This is a genomic window from Stenotrophomonas sp. 169, from assembly GCF_014621775.1.
Lineage (GTDB): Bacteria > Pseudomonadota > Gammaproteobacteria > Xanthomonadales > Xanthomonadaceae > Stenotrophomonas.
Genome location: NZ_CP061204.1, coordinates 1513070 through 1536145 on the forward strand (window position 1 = coordinate 1513070; position 23076 = coordinate 1536145).

Here is a 23076-nt window from a genome sequence, read left to right on the forward strand (position 1 = left end):
CCCAACGCAAGGATCGATTGATGTCCCTCAAGCATTTCCTGAACACCCAGGACTGGAGCCGCAGCGAGCTTGATGCGCTGCTGACCCAGGCGGCGCTGTTCAAGCGCAACAAGCTCGGCGACCAGCTCAAGGGCAAGTCGATCGCACTGGTGTTCTTCAACCCCTCCATGCGCACCCGCACCAGCTTCGAGCTTGGTGCGTTCCAGCTGGGTGCCCACGCGGTGGTGCTGCAGCCGGGCAAGGACGCATGGCCGATCGAGTTCAACCTCGGCACGGTGATGGATGGCGACACCGAAGAGCACATCGCCGAAGTGGCCAAGGTGCTGGGGCGGTACTGCGACATGATCGCCGTGCGTGCCTTCCCGAAGTTCGTCGACTGGTCGGTCGACCGCGAAGACACCGTGCTGAAGAGCTTTGCGAAGTACTCGCCGGTGCCGGTGATCAACATGGAGACCATCACCCACCCGTGCCAGGAGCTGGCGCACGTGATGGCCCTGCAGGAGCACTTCGGCACGCAGGACCTGCGCGGCAAGAAATACGTGCTGACCTGGACCTACCATCCCAAGCCGCTGAACACCGCGGTGGCCAATTCCGCGCTGACCATCGCCACCCGCATGGGCATGGACGTGACCCTGCTGTGCCCGACCGAGCAGTACATCCTGGATGAGCGGTACATGGGCTGGGCCGAGCAGAACGTGGCCGAGAACGGTGGCTCGCTGCAGGTGAGCCACGACATCCAGAGTGCCTACGCCGGTGCGGACGTGGTGTATGCCAAGAGCTGGGGCGCGCTGCCGTTCTTTGGCAACTGGGAGCCGGAAAAGCCGATCCGCGAAAACTACAAGCACTTCATCGTCGACGAGCAGAAGATGGCGTTGACCAACAATGGCGTCTTCAGTCATTGCCTGCCGCTCCGCCGCAACGTCAAGGCCACCGATGCGGTGATGGATTCGCCGCAGTGCATCGCCATCAACGAGGCCGAGAACCGACTGCACGTGCAGAAGGCGATCATGGCCGCGCTGGCCGGCCGCTGAGTTCTTTCTGATTGAACCCTTCCGTCGGGCACGGCCCGGCGCTACCAGGATCCTACCCCCATGAGCAACAAAGACGTCGTCCTCGCCTTCTCCGGCGGCCTTGATACCAGCTTCTGCGTGCCCTACCTGCAGGAGCGCGGCTACAACGTGCACACCGTGTTCGCCGATACCGGCGGCGTGGATGATGAAGAGCGCGACTTCATCGAAAAGCGCGCCGCCGAGCTGGGCGTCACCAGCCATGTCACCGTCGACGGTGGCCCGGCGATCTGGGAAGGCTTCGTCAAGCCGTTCGTCTGGGCCGGCGAAGGCTACCAGGGCCAGTACCCGCTGCTGGTGTCGGACCGTTACCTGATCGTCGATGCCGCGCTCAAGCGCGCCGCCGAGCTGGGTACCCACCTCATCGCCCACGGCTGCACCGGCATGGGCAACGACCAGGTGCGTTTCGACCTGGCCGTGAAGGCGCTGGGCGACTACCAGATCATCGCCCCGATCCGCGAGATCCAGAAAGAACACACCCAGACCCGCGCCTACGAGCAGAAGTACCTGGAAGAGCGCGGCTTCGGCGTGCGCGCCAAGCAGCAGGCCTACACCATCAACGAGAACCTGCTGGGCCTGACCATGTCCGGTGGTGAGATCGACCGGTGGGAAGCGCCGGGCGAAGGGGCCCGTGGCTGGTGCGCACCGCGCAGCGAATGGCCGGAGCAGGCGCTGACGGTCACCCTGAAATTCGTTGACGGCGAAGCGGTCGAGCTGGATGGCAAGGCGCTGCCGGGTGAAAAGATCCTGGCCACGTTGAACGCGTTGTTCGCACCGTACGGCGTGGGTCGTGGCGTGTACACCGGCGATACCGTGATCGGCCTGAAGGGCCGTATCGTGTTCGAAGCGCCGGGCCTGGTCTCGCTGCTGGCCGCGCATCGCGCGCTGGAAGATGCCGTGCTGACCAAACAGCAGAACCGCTTCAAGCCGGACGTGGCGCGCAAGTGGGTGGAGCTGGTGTACGAGGGCTTCTACCACGACCCGCTGAAGACCGACATCGAAGCGTTCCTGAAGTCGTCGCAGGCCAAGGTCACTGGTGAAGTCGTGCTGGAAACCCGCGGTGGCCGTGTCGATGCGGTGGCCGTGCGTTCGCCGCACCTGCTCAACACCAAGGGCGCCACGTATGCGCAGTCGGCCGATTGGGGCGTGGAAGAAGCCGAGGGCTTCATCAAGCTGTTCGGCATGAGCTCGACTGTCTATGCGCAGGTCAATCGCGGTTAAGCAGCGATTGACCTGCCCACGCATTCCACCTTGACCCCGCGCCGTTGGCGCACCCCCTTCAACAAGAAGGGGGTTCTCCACCAGACGCGTTCCGGTAGCGCCGGGCCATGCCCGGCGGAATTCCACAGGATTGTTGATTCATGCTTGAACAGACGCTCGATCACCTGCAGGCCCTGGTGTCTTTCGACACCCGCAATCCACCGCGCGCAATCACCACGGGGGGGATCTTCGATTACCTGCGTGACCACCTGCCTGGCTTCCAGGTGGAGGTGATCGACCACGGCGACGGAGCGGTCAGCCTGTATGCGGTGCGCGGTACGCCGAAGTATCTGTTCAACGTGCATCTGGATACGGTGCCGGATTCGCCCCACTGGACTGCGGACCCGCACGTGATGCGGCGCCTGGACGATCGCGTGGTGGGGCTCGGTGTGTGTGACATCAAGGGTGCAGCGGCGGCGTTGGTGGCTGCGGCCAATGCCAGCGACGGCGATGCCGCGTTCCTGTTCTCCAGCGATGAAGAAGCCAATGATCCGCGCTGTATCGCCGCGTTCCTGGCGCGCGGCATTCCCTATGAAGCGGTGCTGGTCGCCGAGCCGACCATGAGCGAGGCGGTGCTGGCCCACCGTGGCATCAGCTCGGTGCTGATGCAGTTTGCCGGCCGCGCCGGCCACGCATCGGGCAAGCAGGATGCGGCGGCCAGCGCGCTGCACCAGGCCATGCGCTGGGGCAACCGGGCGCTGGACCACGTGGAGTCGCTGTCGTCGGCGCGCTTCGGCGGATTGACGGGCCTGCGCTTCAACATCGGCCGCGTGGAAGGTGGGATCAAGGCCAACATGATCGCGCCCGCTGCGGAAGTGCGTTTCGGCTTCCGGCCGCTGCCGTCGATGGATATCGATGCCTTGCTGGCCACGTTTGCCGGGCTGGCCCAACCGGACGCGGCGCAGTTCACTGAGACCTTCCGTGGCCCCAGCCTGCCGGCCGGCGACATCGCCGATGCGGAGAACCGACGCCTTGCCGCGCGCGACGTGGCCGATGCACTGGACCTGCCGATCGGCAATGCGGTGGACTTCTGGACCGAAGCGTCGCTGTTCTCTGCAGGTGGCTACACCACGATGGTGTTCGGCCCGGGCGACATCGCCCAAGCACACACCGCCGACGAGTTCGTGACGCTGGAGCAACTGCAGCGTTACACCGATGCCGTGCACCGGATCATCAGCGCCGGCGCCTGAGTACTTCCACTGCCGTCGTGCCATTGGTACGGCGGACCTGCAACGCGGCCCAGCCGCCTGTGACGAAACCGAAATGTCCCCAGCCCTCCAGCCTCATCGCCAGACCCGCCAGACCATCGTGCGCCTGCTTTCCAGCATGGCCAGCGCGAAGGAGATCAGCCAGTACCTCAAGCGCTTCTCGCAGCTCGATGCCAAGCGCTTCGCCGTGGTCAAGGTCGGCGGTGCCGTGCTGCGCGATGACCTGGATGCGCTGACGTCTTCGCTGTCGTTCCTGCAGGAAGTCGGCCTGACGCCGATCGTGCTGCACGGCGCCGGCCCGCAGCTGGATGCCGAACTGGCCGCGGCCGGCATCGAGAAGCAGACCGTCAACGGCCTGCGGGTGACCTCGCCGGAGGCCTTGGCGATCGTGCGCCAGGTGTTCCAGCAGTCCAACCTGCGACTGGTCGAGGCGCTGCAGCAGAACGGTGCGCGCGCCACCTCGATCACCGGTGGCGTGTTTGAAGCGGAGTACATGGACCAGGACGTCTACGGTCTGGTCGGTGAAGTCCGCAAGGTCAACCTCGCCCCGATCGAGGCCAGCCTGCGGGCCGGGTCGATCCCGGTCATCACCAGCCTGGGCGAAACGCGCAGTGGGCAGATACTCAACGTCAACGCGGACTTCGCGGCAAACGAGCTGGTGCAGGAGCTGCAGCCGTACAAGATCATTTTCCTGACGGGCACCGGCGGCCTGCTCGACGAGGACGGGAAGGTGATCGATTCGATCAACCTCTCCACCGAGTACGCCGACCTGATGACCCAGCCGTGGATCCACGGTGGCATGAAGGTGAAGATCGAACAGATCAAGGACCTGCTGGATCGTCTGCCGCTGGAGTCGTCGGTGTCGATCACCCGGCCGGCCGATCTGGCCAAGGAACTGTTCACCCATAAAGGATCGGGCACGCTGGTGCGCAAGGGCGAGAAGGTGCTGCGCGCCACCTCGTGGGACGAACTGGACCTGCCACGCCTGCGCGGCTTGATCGAATCCAGTTTTGGTCGCGTGCTGGTCGCGGATTACTTCGACAGGACCCGGCTGCTGCGTGCCTATGTCAGCGAGAACTACCGGGCGGCGGTGATCCTGACCGACGAAGCGGAAGGCGTGTATCTGGACAAGTTCGCCGTGCTCGATGATGCACAGGGCGAGGGGCTGGGCCGTGCGGTCTGGAATGTCATGCTGGACGAGACGCCGCAGCTGTTCTGGCGGTCTCGCAACGGCAACCCGATCAACCACTTCTACTACGCCGAATCCGATGGCTGCTACAAGCAGGGCAGCTGGAAGACGTTCTGGTACGGTGCGGATGGCTTTGACCGCATCAGGGCGTATGTCGAGCATTGTGCGCAACGTGCACCGAGCCTGCAGGGATGAGCAGCGCTGACCACTGGGTGCAGGTGCCCACGCTTCGCGGCCGCCATGTCAGCCTGGAACCGCTGCAGCCGTCGCATGTGCCGGGGCTGCAGCAGGCCGTGCAGGGCAGCGGGTTGGACCAGTTGTGGTTCACCCAGGTGCCAGCGCCGCCCGACGTGGCGGCGTATGTGGACGCGGCGCTGCAGGCGCAGGCAGAAGGCCGCGTGCTCCCCTTCGTCATCCGTGACGCAGCGGGCGATATCGTCGGCAGCACCCGTTATTACGGGTTGGATGCCAGCGTTCCCACGCTGAGCATCGGCTATACCTGGCACGCGCCGCGCGTACAGCGCACCGGCCTGAATACCGAAGCCAAGCTGCTGTTGCTGCAGCATGCGTTCGAGACGCTGGGCTGCCTGAGCGTGGTGTTCGAGACCAGCTGGTTCAACCACGCATCGCGCACGGCGATTGCGCGCCTGGGTGCCAAACAGGATGGCGTGCTGCGCAATCACCGGCGACATCCCGATGGCACGCCACGCGATACCGTCATCTTTTCCATCATCGATGCGGAATGGACAGGGGTGAAGCGCCACCTGCAGTTCCGCCTGGACAGCCACTCATGAATGACAGCACGACCTTCACCCTTGGCATTGTCGGGGCCCGCGGCCATACCGGCGCGGAGCTGATCAAGCTGGTCGCCGCTCATCCGCGGCTGGCGTTGGCCTTTGTCTCTTCGCGCGAGCGGGCAGGGCAGCGCCTGGCCGATCATCATCCGGAGATCGAGGGCGATCTGCAGTACGAGAACCTGGACGCCAACGCGGTGGCCGGCAAGGGCGTGGACGCCGTGATCCTGGCCCTGCCCAATGGCCTGGCGGCGCCCTTCGTGGCTGCGCTGGAGGCGATCAGGCCTGACACGGTCATTGTGGATCTGTCGGCCGATTACCGCTTTGAGGGCAGCTGGTACTACGGCCTGCCTGAGCTCACCCGCAGCGGCTACAACGGCGAGAAGCACATCAGCAATCCGGGCTGCTACGCCACGGCGATGCAGCTGGCGATCCATCCACTGCTCGACCTGCTGGCCGGTCCGCCGCAGTGTTTCGGCGTATCGGGGTATTCCGGTGCCGGCACCACGCCTTCCGACAAGAACGATCCGGCCCTGCTGGCCGACAACCTGATGCCGTACGCACTCACCAACCATGTGCATGAGCGCGAAGTGTCCGCGCACCTGCGCGTGCCGGTGGAGTTCATGCCGCATGTGGCGCCCCACTTCCGCGGCATCACCATGACCGTCAACCTGTGGCTCAACCAGCCGCAGACCCGCGAACAGATCGTCGCGCGCTTCACCGATGCCTATGCCGCCGAGCCCTTGATCGAGGTGGTGGATGAAGCGCCATGGGTCAGCCGCATCGCCGGCCGCCATGGCGTGCAGATCGGTGGCTTCACCCTGGCGCCGGGCGGCAAGCGGGTGGTGGTGGTGGCCACGCTGGACAACCTGCTGAAGGGCGCGGCCACCCAGGCCATGCAGAACCTCAACCTCGCGCTGGGCATCGACGAACTCACCTCGATCCCGCACTGATTGACATCGACAGGCGGCCGTGGCCGCCGATGGAGCACAACATGGCAGACCTTCTGTGGCAGAAGCCGGGCGTCGCGGTCGACGCAAAGATCCAGACCTTCCTTGCCGGCGATGACGTGATCCTTGATCGCGAATTCTTCCTGCACGACATTGCCGCCAGTGCAGCGCACGCGCAGGGACTGCAGCACATCGGCATCCTCAGCGCGGACGAGCTGGCCGGCCTGCAACGCGAGCTGGAGGTACTGGCCGACGACTTCCGCAGCGGACGCTTCGTGCTGGACGAGCAGTACGAAGATGGTCATTCGGCCATCGAAGCGCGCCTCACCGAGCGCTTGGGCGACGCAGGCCGCCGGATACACACCGGCCGCAGCCGCAACGATCAGGTGCTGGTGGCCACGCGCCTCTGGCTGAAGGAAAAACTGCTGCGCGTGTCCCAGCTGAGCGCGGAGATCGCCAAGGTGGCGCTGGACCGTGCCGAGGCGGAGAAAGACCTGCCGATTCCCGGCTACACCCATATCCAGCGCGCGGTCGTCTCGTCGGCTGGGATGTGGTGGGCGGGCTGGGCCGAAGCCTTCATCGACAACGCCATCCGCGCCCGCGACACGCATGCACTGGTGGATGCCAATCCGCTGGGTACCGCAGCCGGCTATGGCGTCAACCTGCCGCTGGACCGAGCGCACACCACGGCGGCGCTGGGCTTTGCGCGCATGCAGATCTCGCCGATCTACGCGCAGCTGTCGCGTGGCAAGTTCGAGATGGCCGCCCTGGAAGCACTGGGCAGCGCCACCCTGGACCTGCGCCGCATCGCCTGGGACCTGTCGCTGTTCACCAGCGCCGAGTTCGGCTTCGTCGCACTGCCTGCGCAGTACACCACCGGCAGTTCGATCATGCCGAACAAGCGCAATCCGGATGTCATCGAGCTGATGCGCGCCACCCATGCCAGCGTGGCCGCCGCGCGTACCGAGATCGAGCAGCTGTTGTCGCTGCCGTCGGGCTACCACCGTGACCTGCAGGGCTCCAAGGGGGCGATTTTCCACGGCTTCGGCCGCGGACTCGCTGCGCTGGAGCTGCTGCCCGCCTTGCTGGCCAATCTGGAATGGCGCAACGACAAGTTGCTGGCGGGCATTGATTCGGGCATGTATGCCACCGACGTGGCGGTGGAGGCCGCGGTGGCCGGCGTGCCGTTCCGCGAAGCCTACAAGGCCGCCGCGGCAGGCGCCGACAGCGCAGGGCAGGGGCGGACACCGGAAGGCAGCCTGGCCGCGCGTGTCTCGCCCGGTGCGGCAGCGGACCTGCAGCTGGATGCCCTGCGCGCGCGCTGGCAGGCGCTGGGCTGATGGCCGGCACCCTGTATCTGGTCGTGGCGCTGCGCCGGCCTGATTTCGACGCGCAGGCCATACCGCCGCATGTGGCGTTCCTGGACGCCTTGCGTGACGCGGGGCAACTGCAGCTCACCGGCGGATTCAGTGACAGCAGCGGCGGTGCCTATGTGCTGTGCAATGTGGGCAGCCTGGAGGAAGCACGCGCCATCGTCGCGCGCGATCCGCTGGTCACGATGGAGACGTCGGACCTGACCGTGCACGAGTGGATCACCCGATGAGCCGCTCATGAGTACATCGCCCTTCGTCGAGCAGCCCCTGCCACCTTGGCGACGGGCGGTGTTGAAGGTCGGCAGCAGCCTGCTCGCTGCCGATGGTGGCGGGTTGTCGCCGCGCTACGCATTGGGGCTTGCGCAGTTCGTCTCTGCCCACGTGCTGGCAGGTCGAGAGGTGGTCATCGTGTCGTCCGGTGCGGTAGCGGCTGGTCGCGCCATCCTGCCGAAGGTAGAGGCCGCCGGTGCCGCGATGGCCGCCCGCCAAGCGCTCGCCGCGCTCGGCCAGGCGCAGCTGATCGGCCTGTGGCAGCGGTTCTTCGAGCGTCCGGTTGCGCAGGTCCTGCTCACCCACGATGACCTGCGCAATCGGCGTCGCTATCTCAATGCCCGTGCCACGCTGACTGAACTGCTGCGGCTCGGTGCGCTGCCGGTGGTCAACGAAAACGACACCGTGTCGGTGGATGAACTCAAGCTCGGCGACAACGACAACCTGGCGGCGACAGTCGCTGCGCTGGTCGACGCCGATGTGCTGTTCATCGCGACCGATATCGATGGCTTGTACAGCGCCGACCCGCGCCGCGACCCGGGCGCTCGCCCCATCATCGACGTGCGCGAGATCACCGCCGAGGTGCTGGCGATGGCCGGTGGCAGCGGCAGCAGTGCGGGCACCGGTGGCATGCGCACCAAGCTGGAGGCCGCCGCCAAGGCGGCGCGGCTGGGCATCGAAACCATTCTGTTCAACGGTCGCGATGGCGATGTGGTGCGTGCCCTTGCGCAGGGCCGGCTGCACGGTACACGCCTGCATGCGTCACAGAGCCGCGAGGCGGCACGCAAGTACTGGTTGCGCCACGCGCCGGTCGAGCCCGGGGTGATCTGGATCGACGACGGTGCGGCACAGGCCATGCGGACAAAAGGCGCGTCGCTGTTGCCCGGTGGTATCACCGGCGCCGATGGCGATTTCCGCCGGGGTGACATGGTGGAGATACGCAGCCGCTGCGAAGGCGCCGCGTCCCGCGTCGCGCGCGGCGTCAGCCAGTATGCGGCCAGCGATGTCAGGCGTATCGCTGGCCGCCACTCGCGCGATATCGAAACTGCGCTGGGATACAACTACGGTGGCAGCGTGGTCCATCGTGATGACCTGGTCCTGCTCTGATCGCATTGCGGCCTGCCACGCGATGGCACATGCGCCGGGTCAGGTCACGTGTCGTCGGTACCTGGGACGTCTTCGACCAGGAAGGTGCGACGCGTCTGCTCCCGCTTGTGGTTGGTTGCGGCAGATCGTGCGATCACGGTGTGTATGCCGGGTGCAAAGGGACCCAGTACGACCTTCCAGGCGTACTCCTTGTCGGGCCTTACCCGCTGCTTCGATCCATCTGGCAGTTCGATATCGAAGGCAAGTCCTGCAAAGCCGCTGAATTCCACGCTGGGTCCGGTGACGGCGCCTTCCTCTGGCGACGTGATGACGGGCGGTTGCAGTTCTACCGTGTAATCACGAATCAGGGGATCACCTGGGCAGCGGAGATAGAGTCTGCCGATCCGGAAGGGCGGCGGCGGGGGAGGTGGTGCCACGTGTTCGAACCGCCAGCGCAGGTCCTCGCCCACCGTCGCCAGGTCGGTCCAAGGCTCTTCGCCGCGCGCGCTGTATTGGATCGTGTCTCCTTGCTCGCCGCGTCCTTCGGCAACGGCACCGGCGCGGGTCACCAGTCCGCTTTCGTCAACGATCGGTCCGGCGAACAGGTGGGTGACCTCCCACACGGGAAAAGACTCCACGTCCACACTGCGTCGCAAGGCCTCACCCGTATCCGGGGTCTCCACGAACACGTCCACCAGCCCCGGCGTGTCTGAACGCGCCTCGGACACTTCCCACGCCCCTCCGGCATTGGCCTCCGTGACAGCGACCGGACCGCCGCCCACCGACACCTCTACCCGCGTCTTCGGCCTGGCGGTACCGGTGACGCGGGTGAGCCGGCTTATCTTCCTTCCTTCTTCGGGGAACAGCAGCCGCAAGGGAATGGCGGGGGCTTCGGCCACCACCACCTGCACAGAGACCCTGGGCGAGTCTGGAAGCGTTCCACCGAGGCACTGGGCGCTGGCCGTGTACGTGCCTGGGGCTGTGTCGATAATGGCGCGCCATGTCCCATCTTTCCCCGCCTCAACCTTGCTGGACGTCTTGTCCAGACGCAGCAGTACTTCTCCGTAAGGCAGCGCCCTGCCGGTGCATATGACGTTCAACCCACCATCTCGTGCAGAAAACTCCGTAGGAGCCGGCAGTGCTGGCAGCACGATATCCACGTAGTTGCTGACGCGTACCGGATTCTCCCGACTCCAGGCGGCGAAGAACCGCATGGTCGTTGCCGTATGCCGTATGGCGTGAGCCCACCATAGGCGCGTCCCGAAGGGCCGCTGGTGCATTTCAGCGTTATCTTTGGTGCTGCTGTGTCGGAAGAAGCCTCCCGATTCGTCTTCACTCCACAGCTGGTAGCCGTCCACGTGAGCTACGTTTGCCTTGGCAGTGATCTTGAAGTCGATCGCGGCATTGCCCTCGGGCGCCACCGTGACCGAATCAATGGTCAGTTCGATCTGGAGATCCGTGGTAGGGACAGAGGGGGTGTCTGTAACGGGTCTGGTCGTCATCGGTCGTTCCTCCTGGCATCGTCAGGCAGACAGGTTCTGCCGGTTGCGAGGCTCGTCTGCAAGATTGCATGCACAAAGGCGCTGCGCATTCGATTGAGCCGGGGGCGGAAACAAATGACCATCCGAGAACGTCGGCATCGGATCAGGCAGCAACCAGGCAGGCCGGAAGCGAACGTCATGGTTGCGGGCACGGCACGCGGATTGACGCGGTAAGCCTTCGCTATACTCGACGCCAGTGTGTGCCTACCTCAGTCTTCAGCAGGTTCTGCCATGACGCCGTCGCCCTTTTGCCTTTTCTGCTCTTCTGCGGGGTCCAACCATGTCTGGAATTGAACAGCAGGCACGTGCCTGCCGCAGTGCCGCCACCGTGGTGGCTGGCCTGGATGCGGGCCAGCGTGCGGCCCTGCTGCAGGCGATGGCTGCCGCGCTTGAGAGTCACGCCGGACAGATTCTTGCCGCCAATGCGCGCGACCTCGCGGCGGCACGCGCGAAGGACGTTGGCACTGCGATGCTGGACCGGCTTGCGCTGGATCCGGCGCGTCTGTTCGCCATGGCCGAGGCGCTGCGTGAAGTGGCGGGACTGCCTGATCCGGTCGGTCAGGTCACCCGCGACGAGGTGCGTCCCAACGGCATCCGCGTGCAGAAGGTGCGCGTCCCGCTGGGGGTGATTGCGATGATCTACGAAGCGCGCCCCAACGTCACGGCGGAAGCGGCGGCGTTGTGCCTGAAAGCGGGTAACGGGGTGATCCTGCGCGGCGGGTCCGAAGCGATCCATTCCAATACCGCGATTGCTGCGGCCTTGGGCAGCGCCCTGCGCGGCCAAGGCATACCCGAGGCGGCAGTCACCGTGCTGACCGACCTGCGCCGGGAAGCGATGCTGGAACTGCTGCAGTTGCACGAGCTGATCGATCTGGCCATCCCGCGCGGCGGCGAGGGCCTGATCCGCTTCGTCGCCGAACACGCGCGAGTGCCGGTGATCAAGCACTACAAGGGCGTGTGTCATCTCTTCGTGGATGCCAGTGCGGACGTGGCGCAGGCCGTCGACCTGCTGGTCGACGGGAAGTGCAGCCGGCCCTCCGCGTGCAATTCGCTGGAGACGGTGCTGGTCCACCGCGATATCGCCGATGTGTTCCTGCCGTTGGCCGGCAAGGCGCTGACCGAACGGGGTGTCCAGCTGCGTGCCGACGTGGCGTCACAGGCGTTGCTGCCAGGCAGCGTGGCGGCGACGGAAGATGACTATGCCGCGGAGTTCCTGGACCTGGTGATCGCGGTCAAGGTGGTCGATGACGTGGACGCGGCAATCGGACATATCCGGCGCTTCACTTCCGATCACACGGAAGTCATCGCGACCCGCGACGCCGCGCACGCCGAGCGCTTCATCACGGCATTGCGGTCGGCGGTAGTGATGGTCAATGCGTCGTCGCGGTTCTCGGACGGCGGCCAGCTGGGGCTGGGCAGCGAGATCGGCATCTCCACCACACGCCTGCATGCGTATGGCCCGATGGGCCTTGAGTCGCTGACCGTGGAGCGTTTCGTCGTGCGTGGCGAAGGGCAGGTCCGCGCGTAGGTGGCAAAGCCGACGGTAGAGCCGACTTCAGTCGGCTGCTGTCGGCTGCGCTCACCGCGCTGCGCGCTCGCCGAGCGGGGTGACCGGCAGCTGCTGCTCGGTCAGACCCACCGGGCGTGCGTCGTCATCCATGTGCAACATCACGGCTTTAGCGCCCGCCAACTGACGGGCAAGCGCATCGGTGGCGCCGAGGTCACGGGCGATGTCCGCATGCGCTACATCGATGCGCGGGGCACGCCGCTCCTTGCCCGAAAAGCGGAAGCGATTGTATTCCGCCCACACGATCAGCAGCGCCGCGCAGCCCACCAGCAATACCGGCAGTGCGACGATCAGGAAAGGATCCAGCTGCTGCTTGCGCTCGTACAGCTGCACCCAGGCCAGGCGCCCCCCCACCAGCCAGGAAACCAGCGTCAGCACCGGCGCCCACAGATAGAAATAAAAGGCCCAGAACACGAGGGTGACGAATCCCCACGCGGTGCGTTGCAGACGGGGTTGCTGGCGCGGCTTCTGGATCAGGCGCGAGTCGAAACGGCGGGACGGCTTGTTGGCGTTCATCGTATTCCCCGGTCCGGGCTGACCCAGGTGGCGCGCCTGCGGCCCCGCTTGAGCAGGGTTTTCGGGAAGGCCACCAGGGTGGTGAACAGGCTGATCAACCAGTACGCCATCGGGTACCAGATCACCCAGAAATAATTGCGGCCGATGTGGGTTTCGTAACGACGGTCGATGATCAGGCTGCTGGCGAACTGCAACAGGCAGACCAGCGCCAGGATCACGCCATGCCACTGCGGCAGCAGGGTGTGGATGTACAGCGAAGGGGGCAGTTCGACGAACTTGCCGAGCGCCCAGAGCACGATGATGAGCAGCATCACGTAGGCCCACAGCACGCTGAAGATGTACTCCACCAGCACGCCCCACATGCGTCGCTTGCGCCAGTCGAACAGGCTGGCGCCGTGCCGCAGCAGGACTTCCACGCCGCCTTGTGCCCAGCGCAGGCGCTGCTTCCACAGGCCGCCGAGGGTTTCCGGCATCAGGATGAAGCCCAACGCATTGGGCTCATAGCGGATGTCCCAGTGATCCAGCTGCAGGCGCCAGCTGATGTCGATGTCCTCGGTCACCATGTCATCGGCCCAGTAGCCGATACGGTGCAGGGCGGTGCGTCGGAACCCGGCGATGACTCCGGAGATGGTGAAGATGCGGCCATAGACGCGCTGCGCGCGCTTGATCATGCCGATGATCGAGGAGAACTCGGCGACCTGCAGGCGGCCAAGCAGGGTGGAGCGGTTGCGGATGCGTGGGTTGCCGGTCACCGCACCCACGCGAGGACCACTGTTCAGGTGCCAGACCATCCAGTGCATGGCGTGCTCTTCGAGCATGGCATCGCCGTCGATGCAGATCAGGTACTCCGACTGCGCCGCCAGCGCACCCATGCGCAGTGCGTTGGCCTTGCCCAGGTTGCGGTCCAGGTGCACCACACGCAGTCGCGGGTGCACGGCGGCCAGTGCATCGAGACGTGCGCCGGTAGCGTCGCTGCTACCGTCGTTGATCGCGATGACTTCGAAATCCGCGTAGCGCTGAGCGAGGGACGCGCCGATGGTGTCGTCCAGGTTGTCCGATTCGTTGTGGCATGGAATCAGCAACGAGGCGAACGGATACTCCGCCATCGGCGGCGGATCAGCGCGGTCGCGTGATTTCCGCTCGCGGCGGAAGAAGTAATAGAGCCCCCCGGACATCCAGAAGAACGCCATCACCATCGGGTAGAAGAAGGCGAACTGGAACAGGTAGTAGACCAGGGTGTGTTCCATGTCACCGCTCCGGATAGGGGAAGTTGCGTGCGGACATGGCGGCCCGGGCGTCTGCAGTGGATGGTTTGTCGGCGATGAAGTCATCCGGGTACCACGCCAGGTGACGCACTCCCTGCGCCTGCAGGCGACGCACCTGGGCACGCAGGCGCTCGCCCGGAATAGGCGTCTGCGTGCGCCAGTCGACCGTCTGCAGCTCGAACAGCGTGTGCTTCAGCTCGGGGTCGTGCTCACGCACCGCCGCCACCAGCCGGTCCAGCCAGCGCTCGGGATCTTTGCTTCCCTCCATCCACGGCATCGCCATCAGCGCGGTGCGATCGTAGGCGGCATTGAACAGGTCAAGGCGTTGTGCGAACCAGGCGGCGCTCTGCGGTTCCAGCACCGGCTGGGCATACAGGTTGCGCACGGTAGCCAGCTTGGGCCGCCAGCGCTCCGCACGGTCGCGCAGGGCCAGGGTGAAATCGATCAGCGCCTGGGTACGGTTACCGTCCGCGCCTTCCTGGTCGAGCGCGGTGAGCTCGGTATCGCGCACGTACGCATCGTCATGGAACAACAAGCCTTCGAAGTACGAATTGATCGCCAGGTCTTCGTAGAGGTCCAGGATGATCTGGCGCGCGGCGGGCTGGGTGAAGTCCATCCGGTACATGCCATCCTTTTCCGGGCTGGCGATGCCCAGCGCCTGCCTCTGCGCCGGGTCGGGCAGCTCGAACCCCAGCACCGGCAGCCACGCATACACCTTCACCCCTGCGCGTGTTTTCAGCTGCCACGCCACCCGGTTGAACAGGTCCGCGCGCATCGGCAGGTGGCGGTTGGGAAAGTACAGCGCATCGGCGGTGTTGTTACCGTCGGGGTCTGCAAAGGCCTGCAGGTAGACGTGGGTCGGGCCGATCTTCTTGACCCGGTCGATGAGCACGTCGAGGTTGCGTGCCAGCTGCGCTGGATCGGCGTCATACACCGCGTCCATGTCGATCTGCAGGGCCCGGGTGCCATCCAGATTGGTATTGCGACGCAGCTCGAACGCCAGCCCGGTGACGTTGGGATTGCCGGTCACCAGCAGGCGCGCAAGTCCGTGCAGATCGCGCGTGATCGGCGTGCTGCGGCCTTCCAGGTCGAATGACACCGGCATGCCCAGCTGCTCGGCGATCGTGTTGCTGAGCTGGTTGTAGGCCGCATACGGCCAGACGATGGCCTGCGGGCGCACGCCCAGGTGCTTCTCGATGAGATCGGCGCTGCGTGACAGGTCATCGCGCAGGCGCTTCTCGTACGCGTCGGCGGTCTCATAGGTGCCGCTGGCCGGATCGTAGGCGCGGGTGATCACCGCCGGGGTCGAGTTGCCCTGTGGGTTGGACTGCACGCCGTGATGCTGGTTGTCGGTATGGCTGGCCAGCTCGATCAGGCCACTGTCCTTCATCTCACGCAGCTGGTCCCAGGTGAGGAAGTCATCGTGGCCGAACGGGCGGTAGCCGTAATCGATCGTGCGATCGGGCGCCATGTCCACGTAGTCGGTGATCACGGCCACCAGGGCGGGATAGTTGTAGGCGCGCAGCAACGGGTAGACCTTGCTGTACACGCTGCACAGCCCATCATCGAAGGTCAACAGTACCGGCCGCGTCGGCAGCGCAGCTTCTCCGCGCGATGCCTTGACGAGCTGGCTGAGCGACACCGGGTGATAGCCGTGCGCAGACAGCCAGTCCAGGTGCGCGGCAAAGTTCTGCGTACTCACCGCGTACGCATCGGGGTCGCCCTTGGCGGCGACGTCGTCGCGCACATCGTGGTAGCTCAGGACCAGCAGGCCATTGCCGGCCGCATCCAGTTCCGTGCGTTGCTGCGCCTGCAGCGGCGCGCACAGCGCCAGCAACAGCAGCATCATCAACACCGGCAGTCGCATCGTGATCATCCGCATCTCATTCTCCCCAGCGCACGCCGGCTTCCAGGCCGACATGCTGCTCGCGTTGGCCGTCATACACCGGACGCGACCAGCGCACGCCGTACTCGAAAATCCGCCCTGCACCGATCTGCCACTCGTGGCGATACTCGGCCGACGGGACCAGGGCGCTGCCGAAGCCTTCCTGCCAGTAGTCGCCGACCGACACGGTCAGCCGATGGCGGAAATGCTTCTCGTAGTGGCGCCACAACTGCTGGTCGATGCGCAGTCCGACTTCCACCGAGCGATCGAGTGAGGGATTGAAGTAGGGCACATCGTCACGACTGCCACGGCTGGCATACAGGCTGCCCAGGCCGTCGACCAGCACGGTGGGCGTACTGAGCAGACGCTGCACCACCGACGTGTTGACGGTATCGCGGCGATTGCCGTCGTCGTAACGGAACTGGCTGGCGCCCATGCTCCATTGGGTGCGCTCATTGCGAGTGTAATCGGCGGTGAGCGCGACGCTGTCGGCGGTGATGCCTGACACACGGGCCTGCATCGATGCATCGGCGTCGTTGCGCGCCGCGCTGACCCCTGCATGCCATTGGTCGCTGAACTGCCAGCCCAGGCCGCCGCGCAGCCCGGTATCGCCTAGCTGGTCATTGGGGTGCACCACCGTCAGCTCGCCATCGAGTCGATCGAAGCGGTAGTTGACACCCGCACCTAACCACCACGGGTTGATGCGCTGGTCCTGGAAATCCACCGAACGTCGGTCAGCGAAGGCGAGCACGCGCCAGCGGTCCGCGATGATCGGCGAAGCCGCCTGCACGCGGTAGCTGCCATCGTCGTTGCCCAGCGGCGATGCACCGCCTCCGCCACTGCTGCGTCCCACCTCGGCGTTGGCCTGCAGCTGCCAGCCGCGGTGGGCACGCCACGCGCGGTCCATCCGCTGTACCGACGGCTGGTTCGGATAGCGTGCCAACAGATCGTCGTGCAACGGGCGCGCCAGATCATCGCGCTGCAGCGCGATATGCGATTCGAACATGCCGATGCGGGGGGAAACATCGCGCGGGTCCAGTGTGTAAGCCATCTGGTGGCGCTCCATGGCCCGACGAGGCCAGCCGCGCATCTGGTAGACGCCGCCGAGCGCGGTCTGCAGGCCACCATTGCCCGGACCGATGGCAACCATCTGCTGCAGCTCGCTCTGTGCCGTCGGCAGGTCGTTGCTGTAGGCGCGGATCATCGCCAGGTTGAGGTCTGCTTCATAGCGCGCCCAGTTCGCGTAGGGTGCACGTGCATTCGGACCCCATCGCCACACGGGTTCTTCTTTCTGCCAGCGCTGTAGATAGTCGATGGCGGTCGTTGCCTGTTCGGTTTCCAGGTAGGCGTAAGCGAGCTCGGATCGCGCCTGAAAGCGCGACGGATCGTTCTTCACCGCGCGCTCCAGCACCGGAATGGCTTCTTCCGGGTGCTGGGTGGCCATCAGCGAATCGCCGACGGCCGGCAGCACGTAGTCCGGCAATTCGATGCCATCGGCGATCAGGGCGTGGTACTCCTTGCGCAGCTGTGCATGGCGTGACAGACGGTTCAACAGGATCAGGCGATCCAGCCGGATGCGCTGCGGGGCCTGCGCCAACGGCGTGCCACCGCGCTGCAGGTAGCGCTCCATCAACGCCAGTGTGTCTTCGGCTTCGTCCAGCCGGGTGTCTTCGCTTTCGCCATAGGCCAGGCTCCAGCCCACCAGGCGGGCCAGGTAATCCGCTTCGAAGCGTTGCTTCTGGCCTTCATCGAACAGCGTCGGACGTGCCTGGTACAGCTGCCACGCACGGCTGGCGTTGCCGATGTCGCCCAGCGTCAGCACCTTCAACTTGTAGAGCAGATCATCGTCCGGCGTGGACGCCTGCGCGCGCTCGATGGCCGCCAAGGCATCCAGCCAGTGTGCCTGGTCGCGATGGCGGCTGATCTCGGCCATCTGCTCGGCATGGCGGGGTGGCGCGGTGGCAGCCTGTGACCCCGACGCAAGGACGAGGCAGGCCAGGCCGACGCAGTGCGCCAGCGGACGGTGGAAAGACATGGGACCCCCAATAGCGACGTTCTGGTGTTGCGTTCAGTGCAAAGTGTGACGCACATCACGTGCCAGCAGCGTGCATGCCCGGGCAAAGCACCGTGGGCAGCCCATGTCGATCCTCTCTGTGAGCACGCGCCTCCCCGACAATCCGGTCTGGAAGCGCGCGCAGGGTCACTAGCTGACGCAGTCCGTCACCTGCGACGGATCACGCCGGCCTGGCGGCCATCCCGGTGTCCATCAAACGGGCGCCGGACCCCACAGGTCTTCCAGTTTGCGTGGCTTGCAGGCGAACCACGAGGCGCAGAGCATCACCAGCGCACAGCAGAACAGGAAGCCGAACGGCACCGTCCAGTTGCCGCTGAGGTCATGCAGCCAGCCGACCACGAACGGGCCCAGGCAGCTGAAGCTGTAGCCGACGCCCTGCATGAATCCGGACAGGGCGGCCGAGCCGGTGGGGGTGCGCGTGCGCAGGTTGATCAGCGTCAGTGCGAGCGGGAACGTGGACGGCCCCACGCCAAGCAGGCAGGCCCACAGCAACGGCGCCTTCATGGGGGCGAGCAGCAGCCCGGCGAACGCGATGGTGAATGCACTGAAGCCGATCAGCACCAGCGGAAACGGATTCTGCATGCGTACCGCCAAGGAGGGAATCACCAGCGACGGCAACAGGCCCAGGCCGGAAAACATGGCGACCATCAGCCCGCCAAAGGCAGGCGTCGCCCCGGCTTCGACGACGATGCGTGGCAGCCAGGTGAACATCGAGTAGGTCATCAGCGAGGTCATGCCGAACATCAGCGTCATGCCCCAGCCCAGCGAGGTGCGGGAGACCTTGCCATGGGGTTGCGCGGACGGATCCGGCGCGTCGTTGATCGTGTCGTGGCGTGGCGTGCGCCGGACCAGCATCAGCCACGGCAGCATGGCGGCTAGCGCCAGCAGCGCCCACATGCCCAGCGACACCCGCCAGCCGGCCGCGTTGGCCACCGGCACCGCCAGCAACGCCGGCAGCATCGTGCCCAGTTGCAGCACGCTGATGTACAGCGTACTCATGGCGCCGACCTTGTTGGCGAAGTAGCGCTTCACCAACGGGGGCACCACGACGTTGCCGATGCCCATGCCCGCCAGGGCGATGATCGAACCGGCCAGCAGGCTGCCCACGCCGACGGCACTGGAGCGCAGCAGAAGACCCACGGCGGCCAGGGCCATCGCCAGCAGGGTGGCGCGCTCCAGCCCGATCCGCCGCGCCAGCATCGGCGTACACACACCAAACAAGGCGAACGACGCGGTGGGCAACATGCCCAGCACGCCGGTCATGGTCGTGCCGAAGCCGAAAGCGTGGCCGAGTACGTCCAGCAGCGGAGTGACCGAGGTCACGGCGGTACGCAGGTTGACCGCCGCCAGCAGGACAGCAGCGAATACCAGCGCACGCCCGTGCAACAGCGAAGGCGCGGGGGACAGCGGAGAGGAGACGGGGGTCATCATGGATCCTTGCCGGCGGCGCGTGGCAGCGACCGGATGCAGCAGCGGCACCGGGCAGAGGCCGGTGCGGCAGGTGGGGGAGGGCATCATTGTACGTCGACCGGTCGACCGGTCGCCCGCCCGCCGATCCTGGCCCGGCGAGCACGGTGGCGGCTCGATATCAGGACGGCAGACATGAAAAAGCCCGGAAGACCGTCGTCTTCCAGGCTTTGTCACGACCAACAAGTGGTCGGGGAGACAGGATTCGAACCTGCGACCTCTACGTCCCGAACGTAGCGCTCTACCAGACTGAGCTACACCCCGAAGGGTAGCCGCCTATCATATCGATTTCCGCGAAGGGCGGCAAGGGAAATCGTTTTTTCCTTCGGTCGTTCCGATCACCTGAGTGGTCGGGGAGACAGGATTCGAACCTGCGACCTCTACGTCCCGAACGTAGCGCTCTACCAGACTGAGCTACACCCCGAAGGAGCCGCCTAAGATACCGTGTGAAGGCCAAGGCGGCAACACTTTTGTTACATCAATTGCCGTCTCGATCGTCGATGCTGCCCGACTCACGCGCTTCGAACCACATGCCGTTGAGGATGGCGACGACCGAGGCCAGACCGGTGCCAAGAATCCAGGCGAAATACCACATGGTGTGCTCCTAGGTAGGTGCCGGCCCGCAGGCCGGCAGGGTCAGTCAATACGCGTTGGGGTTGTCGCCCATTTCTTCGGCGCTGGTCTTGCCTTTCATCACCCGGTAGACCCAGGTGGTGTAGGCCAGGATGATCGGCAGGAAGATCGCCGTGGCGACCAGCATGATGCCCAGGGTGAGATGACTGGACGAGCTGTCCCAGACGGTCAGGCTGGAGCCCGGCTGGCTTGAGGAAGGCAGCAGGAACGGGAAGATCGCAAAGCCGACGGTCAGGATGATGCCGGTGATCGATGCGCCCGAGGCGAGGAAGGCCAGCCCGCCGCGGCGAGCGCGCAGCAGGGCTGCACTGGCCAGTGCACCCGCCAGGCCGATGATCGGCGCGAGCAGGGTGGCGGGCATGCTGCCGTAGTTGCGCAGCCACCCCCCGGCTTCGGCCCCCACGGCCGCGGTTTTCAGCAGTGGATTGGTCGGCCCATCGGTGACCACCTGCGAGGTGATCTCATAGCCGGGCAGGCCGAACGCAACCCAGACACCGGCCAGGGCGAACAGGACGAAGGTCAGCAGCGCCGCGACGCTGCCGTAACGGGCCGCGCGCTCGGCGACCGGACCGTCTGTCTTGAGCACCAGCATCGCCGCCCCGTGTGAGACCACCATCGCCACGCTCACCAGGCCGGCCACCAGGGCGAACGGGTTGAGCAGGCCGATCAAGGTGCCGGTGTAGAAGATGCGCATGCTGTCATCGAAGTGGAAGGGCACGCCGAGCAGCACGTTGCCCACCGCCACGCCGGCGATCAGTGCCGGCAGCAGGCCGCCGACGAACAGCGCACGGTCCCAGTTTTCGCGCCAGCGCTTGCCCGGCATCTTGCTGCGGTACTTGAAGGCGACCGGGCGCAGGATCAGCCCGAACAGCATCAGGAACACCGCGAGGTAGAAGCCGGAAAAGCTGACCGCATACAGCGGCGGCCAAGCGGCGAAGATCGCGCCGCCACCGAGCACCAGCCACACCTGGTTGCCTTCCCACACGGGGCCGACGGTGTTGATCACCAGCCGGCGTTCGTCATCGGTCCTGGCCACGAACGGCAGCAGCGTGCCGACGCCGAGATCGAAGCCATCCATCACGGCCCAACCGATCAGCAGGATGCCCAGCAGCAGCCACCAGATGATGCGCAGGGTGGTGTAATCAAGTCCAAGGATTTCCATTCGGGTTCTCCTGCCTTATGCCTGGCCTGGGGCCGGGTGGGCGGTATGGGAAACGGACGCACGCGGCGCCTGCAGGGAGGGCAGGATCTCGTCAGGTCCCTTTCTGATCGCCTTCAGCATCAGCTTGACCTCGATCACCAGCAGCACCGTGTAGAGCAGCGTGAACACGGCCAGGGTGGTCAGGATCTCGTGCAGAGCCAGGCCCGATGCGGCGTAGAACGTGGGCAGCACGCCATCGACGGCCCAGGGCTGGCGACCGTACTCGGCGACGAACCAGCCACACTCGATGGCGATCCACGGCGCCGGCAGCGACCACACAGCCAGTGTCAGGAACCAGCGTTTGTCCTGGAAGTTGTTGCGGCAGGAGTAGTAGAACGCGAGCGCAAAGAATGCGATCAGATAGAAGCCCAGCCCGGCCATGATGCGGAAGGTCCAGAACAGTGGGGCAACGCGCGGCACGGTATCCATCGCCGCCTTGGCGATCTCGTCCGGGGTGGCGTTGCCGATGTCGTCGCGATAGCGCTTCAGCAGCAGGCCATGCCCAAGGTCCTGCCAGTGGCGATCGAATACCTCGCGTGCTTCCAGGTCGTTCTTGTCGGCACGCACCCGTTGCAGGGCGCCGTAGGCGATCTGTCCGCCGCGGATGCGGTGCTCGGCACGCTCCACCAGTTCCAGGATGCCCGGGATCGGCTGGTCCAGCGAGCGGGTGGCGATCAGGCCCATCAGGTAAGGAATCTTGATCGCGTAGTCGTTCTCCTGCGTGGCCTGGTTGGGGATGCCGAAGGCAGTGAAGTCGGCCGGCGCACGCTCGGTCTCCCACATCGCTTCGATCGCGGCCAGTTTCATTTTCTGGTGTTCACTGGCGGCGTAGCCACTTTCATCACCCAGCACCACCACCGACAGCGAGGACAGCAGGCCGAAGGCGGCGGCAACGGCGAACGAGCGCCGCGCCATGTCCTTGTGCTTGTTGCGCAGCAGGTAGAGTGCGCTGATGGACATCACGAAGATCGCGCCGGTCACATAGCCGGCACTGACGGTGTGCACGAACTTGGCCTGCGCCACGGGATTGAGCAGCACGGCGGCGAAATCCACCACTTCCATGCGCATCGTTTCTGGATTGAAGATGGCGCCGGTCGGGTTCTGCATCCAGCCGTTGGCGATCAGTATCCACACCGCCGACAGGTTGGTGCCCAGTGCCATCAGCCAGGTCACGGTGAGGTGCTTGACCGGGGTCAGGCGCTTCCAGCCGAAGAAGAACAGGCCGATGAAGGTCGCCTCCAGGAAGAACGCCATCAAGCCTTCGATGGCCAGTGGCGCCCCGAAGATATCGCCGACGTAATGGCTGTAGTAGGACCAGTTCATGCCGAACTGGAACTCCATCACCAGGCCGGTGGCCACGCCGATGGCGAAGTTGATGCCGAACAGCGTGCCCCAGAACAGGGTCATCTGCCGCCAGACCGGCTTGCGGGTCATGACGTACACGCTTTCCATGATGGCCACCAGGAACGACAGGCCAAGGGTCAGGGGGACGAAGAGGAAGTGATACATCGCGGTCAGGGCGAACTGCAGCCGCGACAGTTCTACGACTGTCGAATCGATCATGGCCTGGCTACCTCGTGGGATAAAGCCGTGTGGGGTGCGGGAAGGTGGGTCTACGTGGAGTGATGATGTGACCGACGACTTCGAACAGCCTTGATTCAGATCAATGTGCGGATGGATCCCCGGGCCGATCGTATGCCAACACCGCAGGCGATGCGACCGACTGCCGC

At 65.4% G+C, this 23076-nt stretch carries 19 protein-coding genes and 2 tRNA genes; 10 read left to right on the top strand and 11 right to left on the bottom strand.

Features of this window, described 5'->3' with window-relative positions:
- Nucleotides 1–20 precede the first annotated feature (20 nt).
- The 9 genes from ICJ04_RS06485 (at nucleotide 21) to proB (ending at nucleotide 9218) form a co-directional block, all read left to right on the top strand.
- Nucleotides 21–1031, top strand: coding sequence for an N-acetylornithine carbamoyltransferase (locus ICJ04_RS06485; RefSeq protein WP_188326712.1), 1011 nt, complete (start codon nucleotides 21–23; stop codon nucleotides 1029–1031).
- Between the two features lie 60 nt (nucleotides 1032–1091).
- Nucleotides 1092–2288 carry an argininosuccinate synthase gene (locus tag ICJ04_RS06490; RefSeq protein WP_188326713.1) on the top strand — a complete coding sequence of 399 codons (1197 nt, stop codon included), beginning with the start codon at nucleotides 1092–1094 and terminating at the stop codon, nucleotides 2286–2288.
- A gap of 140 nt (nucleotides 2289–2428) precedes the next feature.
- Nucleotides 2429–3517 (top strand): acetylornithine deacetylase, encoded by a 1089-nt coding sequence (locus tag ICJ04_RS06495; protein WP_188326714.1) that lies wholly within the window; start codon nucleotides 2429–2431, stop codon nucleotides 3515–3517.
- A gap of 73 nt (nucleotides 3518–3590) precedes the next feature.
- Complete coding sequence (locus tag ICJ04_RS06500; RefSeq protein ID WP_188326715.1) at nucleotides 3591–4919, top strand: acetylglutamate kinase; 1329 nt, start codon at nucleotides 3591–3593, stop codon at nucleotides 4917–4919.
- Nucleotides 4916–5518 carry a GNAT family protein gene (locus ICJ04_RS06505; protein WP_188326716.1) on the top strand — a complete coding sequence of 201 codons (603 nt, stop codon included), beginning with the start codon at nucleotides 4916–4918 and terminating at the stop codon, nucleotides 5516–5518. The genes ICJ04_RS06500 and ICJ04_RS06505 overlap by 4 nt, the downstream gene beginning before the upstream one ends.
- Entirely contained in the window at nucleotides 5515–6471 is a 957-nt protein-coding gene (argC, locus tag ICJ04_RS06510) for an N-acetyl-gamma-glutamyl-phosphate reductase (protein ID WP_188326717.1), read from the top strand. The genes ICJ04_RS06505 and argC overlap by 4 nt, the downstream gene beginning before the upstream one ends.
- A gap of 41 nt (nucleotides 6472–6512) precedes the next feature.
- Entirely contained in the window at nucleotides 6513–7808 is a 1296-nt protein-coding gene (argH, locus tag ICJ04_RS06515; RefSeq protein ID WP_188326718.1) for an argininosuccinate lyase, read from the top strand.
- Nucleotides 7808–8071 (top strand): YciI family protein, encoded by a 264-nt coding sequence (locus tag ICJ04_RS06520; protein ID WP_188326719.1) that lies wholly within the window; start codon nucleotides 7808–7810, stop codon nucleotides 8069–8071. The genes argH and ICJ04_RS06520 overlap by 1 nt, the downstream gene beginning before the upstream one ends.
- Before the next feature lie 7 nt (nucleotides 8072–8078).
- Nucleotides 8079–9218, top strand: a complete 1140-nt coding sequence (proB, locus tag ICJ04_RS06525) for a glutamate 5-kinase (protein WP_188326720.1) — start codon at nucleotides 8079–8081, stop codon at nucleotides 9216–9218.
- A gap of 44 nt (nucleotides 9219–9262) precedes the next feature.
- Here the strand turns inward: proB and ICJ04_RS06530 are convergent, their stop codons facing one another.
- Nucleotides 9263–10699, bottom strand: coding sequence for a hypothetical protein (locus tag ICJ04_RS06530; RefSeq protein WP_188326721.1), 1437 nt, complete (start codon nucleotides 10697–10699; stop codon nucleotides 9263–9265).
- A gap of 319 nt (nucleotides 10700–11018) precedes the next feature.
- On the opposite strand from ICJ04_RS06530, the gene ICJ04_RS06535 reads away from it, so the two are divergent.
- A complete protein-coding gene (locus ICJ04_RS06535) occupies nucleotides 11019–12266 on the top strand; it encodes a glutamate-5-semialdehyde dehydrogenase (protein ID WP_188326722.1) in 1248 nt (415 codons plus the stop codon).
- 51 nt (nucleotides 12267–12317) lie between these two features.
- On the opposite strand, the gene pgaD is transcribed toward ICJ04_RS06535, so the two are convergent.
- The 10 genes from pgaD to ICJ04_RS06585 all read right to left on the bottom strand — a co-directional run bounded on the left by pgaD (nucleotide 12318) and on the right by ICJ04_RS06585 (nucleotide 22909).
- Nucleotides 12318–12821: a poly-beta-1,6-N-acetyl-D-glucosamine biosynthesis protein PgaD gene (gene pgaD / locus ICJ04_RS06540; RefSeq protein ID WP_188326723.1), complete on the bottom strand. Its 504-nt coding sequence runs from the start codon at nucleotides 12819–12821 to the stop codon at nucleotides 12318–12320.
- The gene (gene pgaC, locus ICJ04_RS06545) at nucleotides 12818–14068 is read right to left on the bottom strand and encodes a poly-beta-1,6-N-acetyl-D-glucosamine synthase (RefSeq protein WP_188326724.1); all 1251 of its coding nucleotides are present in this window, start codon (nucleotides 14066–14068) and stop codon (nucleotides 12818–12820) included. Before pgaC ends, pgaD begins: the two co-directional genes overlap by 4 nt.
- Before the next feature lies 1 nt (nucleotide 14069).
- Nucleotides 14070–15962, bottom strand: a complete 1893-nt coding sequence (pgaB, locus tag ICJ04_RS06550; protein WP_188326725.1) for a poly-beta-1,6-N-acetyl-D-glucosamine N-deacetylase PgaB — start codon at nucleotides 15960–15962, stop codon at nucleotides 14070–14072.
- Between the two features lie 7 nt (nucleotides 15963–15969).
- A complete protein-coding gene (pgaA, locus tag ICJ04_RS06555) occupies nucleotides 15970–18006 on the bottom strand; it encodes a poly-beta-1,6 N-acetyl-D-glucosamine export porin PgaA (RefSeq protein ID WP_188326726.1) in 2037 nt (678 codons plus the stop codon).
- Between the two features lie 231 nt (nucleotides 18007–18237).
- Nucleotides 18238–19473 (bottom strand): MFS transporter, encoded by a 1236-nt coding sequence (locus tag ICJ04_RS06560; RefSeq protein WP_188326727.1) that lies wholly within the window; start codon nucleotides 19471–19473, stop codon nucleotides 18238–18240.
- A 226-nt stretch (nucleotides 19474–19699) separates the two neighbouring features.
- Nucleotides 19700–19776, bottom strand: a tRNA-Pro gene (locus ICJ04_RS06565).
- Nucleotides 19777–19859: 83 nt separating this feature from the next.
- Nucleotides 19860–19936, bottom strand: a tRNA-Pro gene (locus tag ICJ04_RS06570).
- Nucleotides 19937–19990: 54 nt separating this feature from the next.
- Nucleotides 19991–20107 carry a cytochrome bd-I oxidase subunit CydX gene (cydX, locus tag ICJ04_RS06575; RefSeq protein WP_188326728.1) on the bottom strand — a complete coding sequence of 39 codons (117 nt, stop codon included), beginning with the start codon at nucleotides 20105–20107 and terminating at the stop codon, nucleotides 19991–19993.
- Between the two features lie 45 nt (nucleotides 20108–20152).
- Nucleotides 20153–21307, bottom strand: coding sequence for a cytochrome d ubiquinol oxidase subunit II (gene cydB, locus ICJ04_RS06580; protein WP_188326729.1), 1155 nt, complete (start codon nucleotides 21305–21307; stop codon nucleotides 20153–20155).
- A gap of 15 nt (nucleotides 21308–21322) precedes the next feature.
- A complete protein-coding gene (locus ICJ04_RS06585; RefSeq protein WP_188326730.1) occupies nucleotides 21323–22909 on the bottom strand; it encodes a cytochrome ubiquinol oxidase subunit I in 1587 nt (528 codons plus the stop codon).
- Nucleotides 22910–23076 lie beyond the last annotated feature (167 nt).

Coding starts and splice junctions, on each gene's coding strand:
- proB (WP_188326720.1), top strand. CDS start 8,079: ATGAGTACATCGCCCTTCGTCGAGCAGCCCCTGCCACCTTGGCGACGG.
- ICJ04_RS06560 (WP_188326727.1), bottom strand. CDS start 19,473: ATGACCCCCGTCTCCTCTCCGCTGTCCCCCGCGCCTTCGCTGTTGCAC.
- ICJ04_RS06500 (WP_188326715.1), top strand. CDS start 3,591: ATGTCCCCAGCCCTCCAGCCTCATCGCCAGACCCGCCAGACCATCGTG.
- ICJ04_RS06535 (WP_188326722.1), top strand. CDS start 11,019: ATGTCTGGAATTGAACAGCAGGCACGTGCCTGCCGCAGTGCCGCCACC.
- ICJ04_RS06530 (WP_188326721.1), bottom strand. CDS start 10,699: ATGACGACCAGACCCGTTACAGACACCCCCTCTGTCCCTACCACGGAT.
- pgaC (WP_188326724.1), bottom strand. CDS start 14,068: ATGGAACACACCCTGGTCTACTACCTGTTCCAGTTCGCCTTCTTCTAC.
- ICJ04_RS06505 (WP_188326716.1), top strand. CDS start 4,916: ATGAGCAGCGCTGACCACTGGGTGCAGGTGCCCACGCTTCGCGGCCGC.
- cydX (WP_188326728.1), bottom strand. CDS start 20,107: ATGTGGTATTTCGCCTGGATTCTTGGCACCGGTCTGGCCTCGGTCGTC.
- ICJ04_RS06520 (WP_188326719.1), top strand. CDS start 7,808: ATGGCCGGCACCCTGTATCTGGTCGTGGCGCTGCGCCGGCCTGATTTC.
- argH (WP_188326718.1), top strand. CDS start 6,513: ATGGCAGACCTTCTGTGGCAGAAGCCGGGCGTCGCGGTCGACGCAAAG.
- argC (WP_188326717.1), top strand. CDS start 5,515: ATGAATGACAGCACGACCTTCACCCTTGGCATTGTCGGGGCCCGCGGC.
- ICJ04_RS06490 (WP_188326713.1), top strand. CDS start 1,092: ATGAGCAACAAAGACGTCGTCCTCGCCTTCTCCGGCGGCCTTGATACC.
- ICJ04_RS06485 (WP_188326712.1), top strand. CDS start 21: ATGTCCCTCAAGCATTTCCTGAACACCCAGGACTGGAGCCGCAGCGAG.
- pgaB (WP_188326725.1), bottom strand. CDS start 15,962: ATGATCACGATGCGACTGCCGGTGTTGATGATGCTGCTGTTGCTGGCG.
- cydB (WP_188326729.1), bottom strand. CDS start 21,307: ATGGAAATCCTTGGACTTGATTACACCACCCTGCGCATCATCTGGTGG.
- ICJ04_RS06585 (WP_188326730.1), bottom strand. CDS start 22,909: ATGATCGATTCGACAGTCGTAGAACTGTCGCGGCTGCAGTTCGCCCTG.
- pgaA (WP_188326726.1), bottom strand. CDS start 18,006: ATGTCTTTCCACCGTCCGCTGGCGCACTGCGTCGGCCTGGCCTGCCTC.
- pgaD (WP_188326723.1), bottom strand. CDS start 12,821: ATGAACGCCAACAAGCCGTCCCGCCGTTTCGACTCGCGCCTGATCCAG.
- ICJ04_RS06495 (WP_188326714.1), top strand. CDS start 2,429: ATGCTTGAACAGACGCTCGATCACCTGCAGGCCCTGGTGTCTTTCGAC.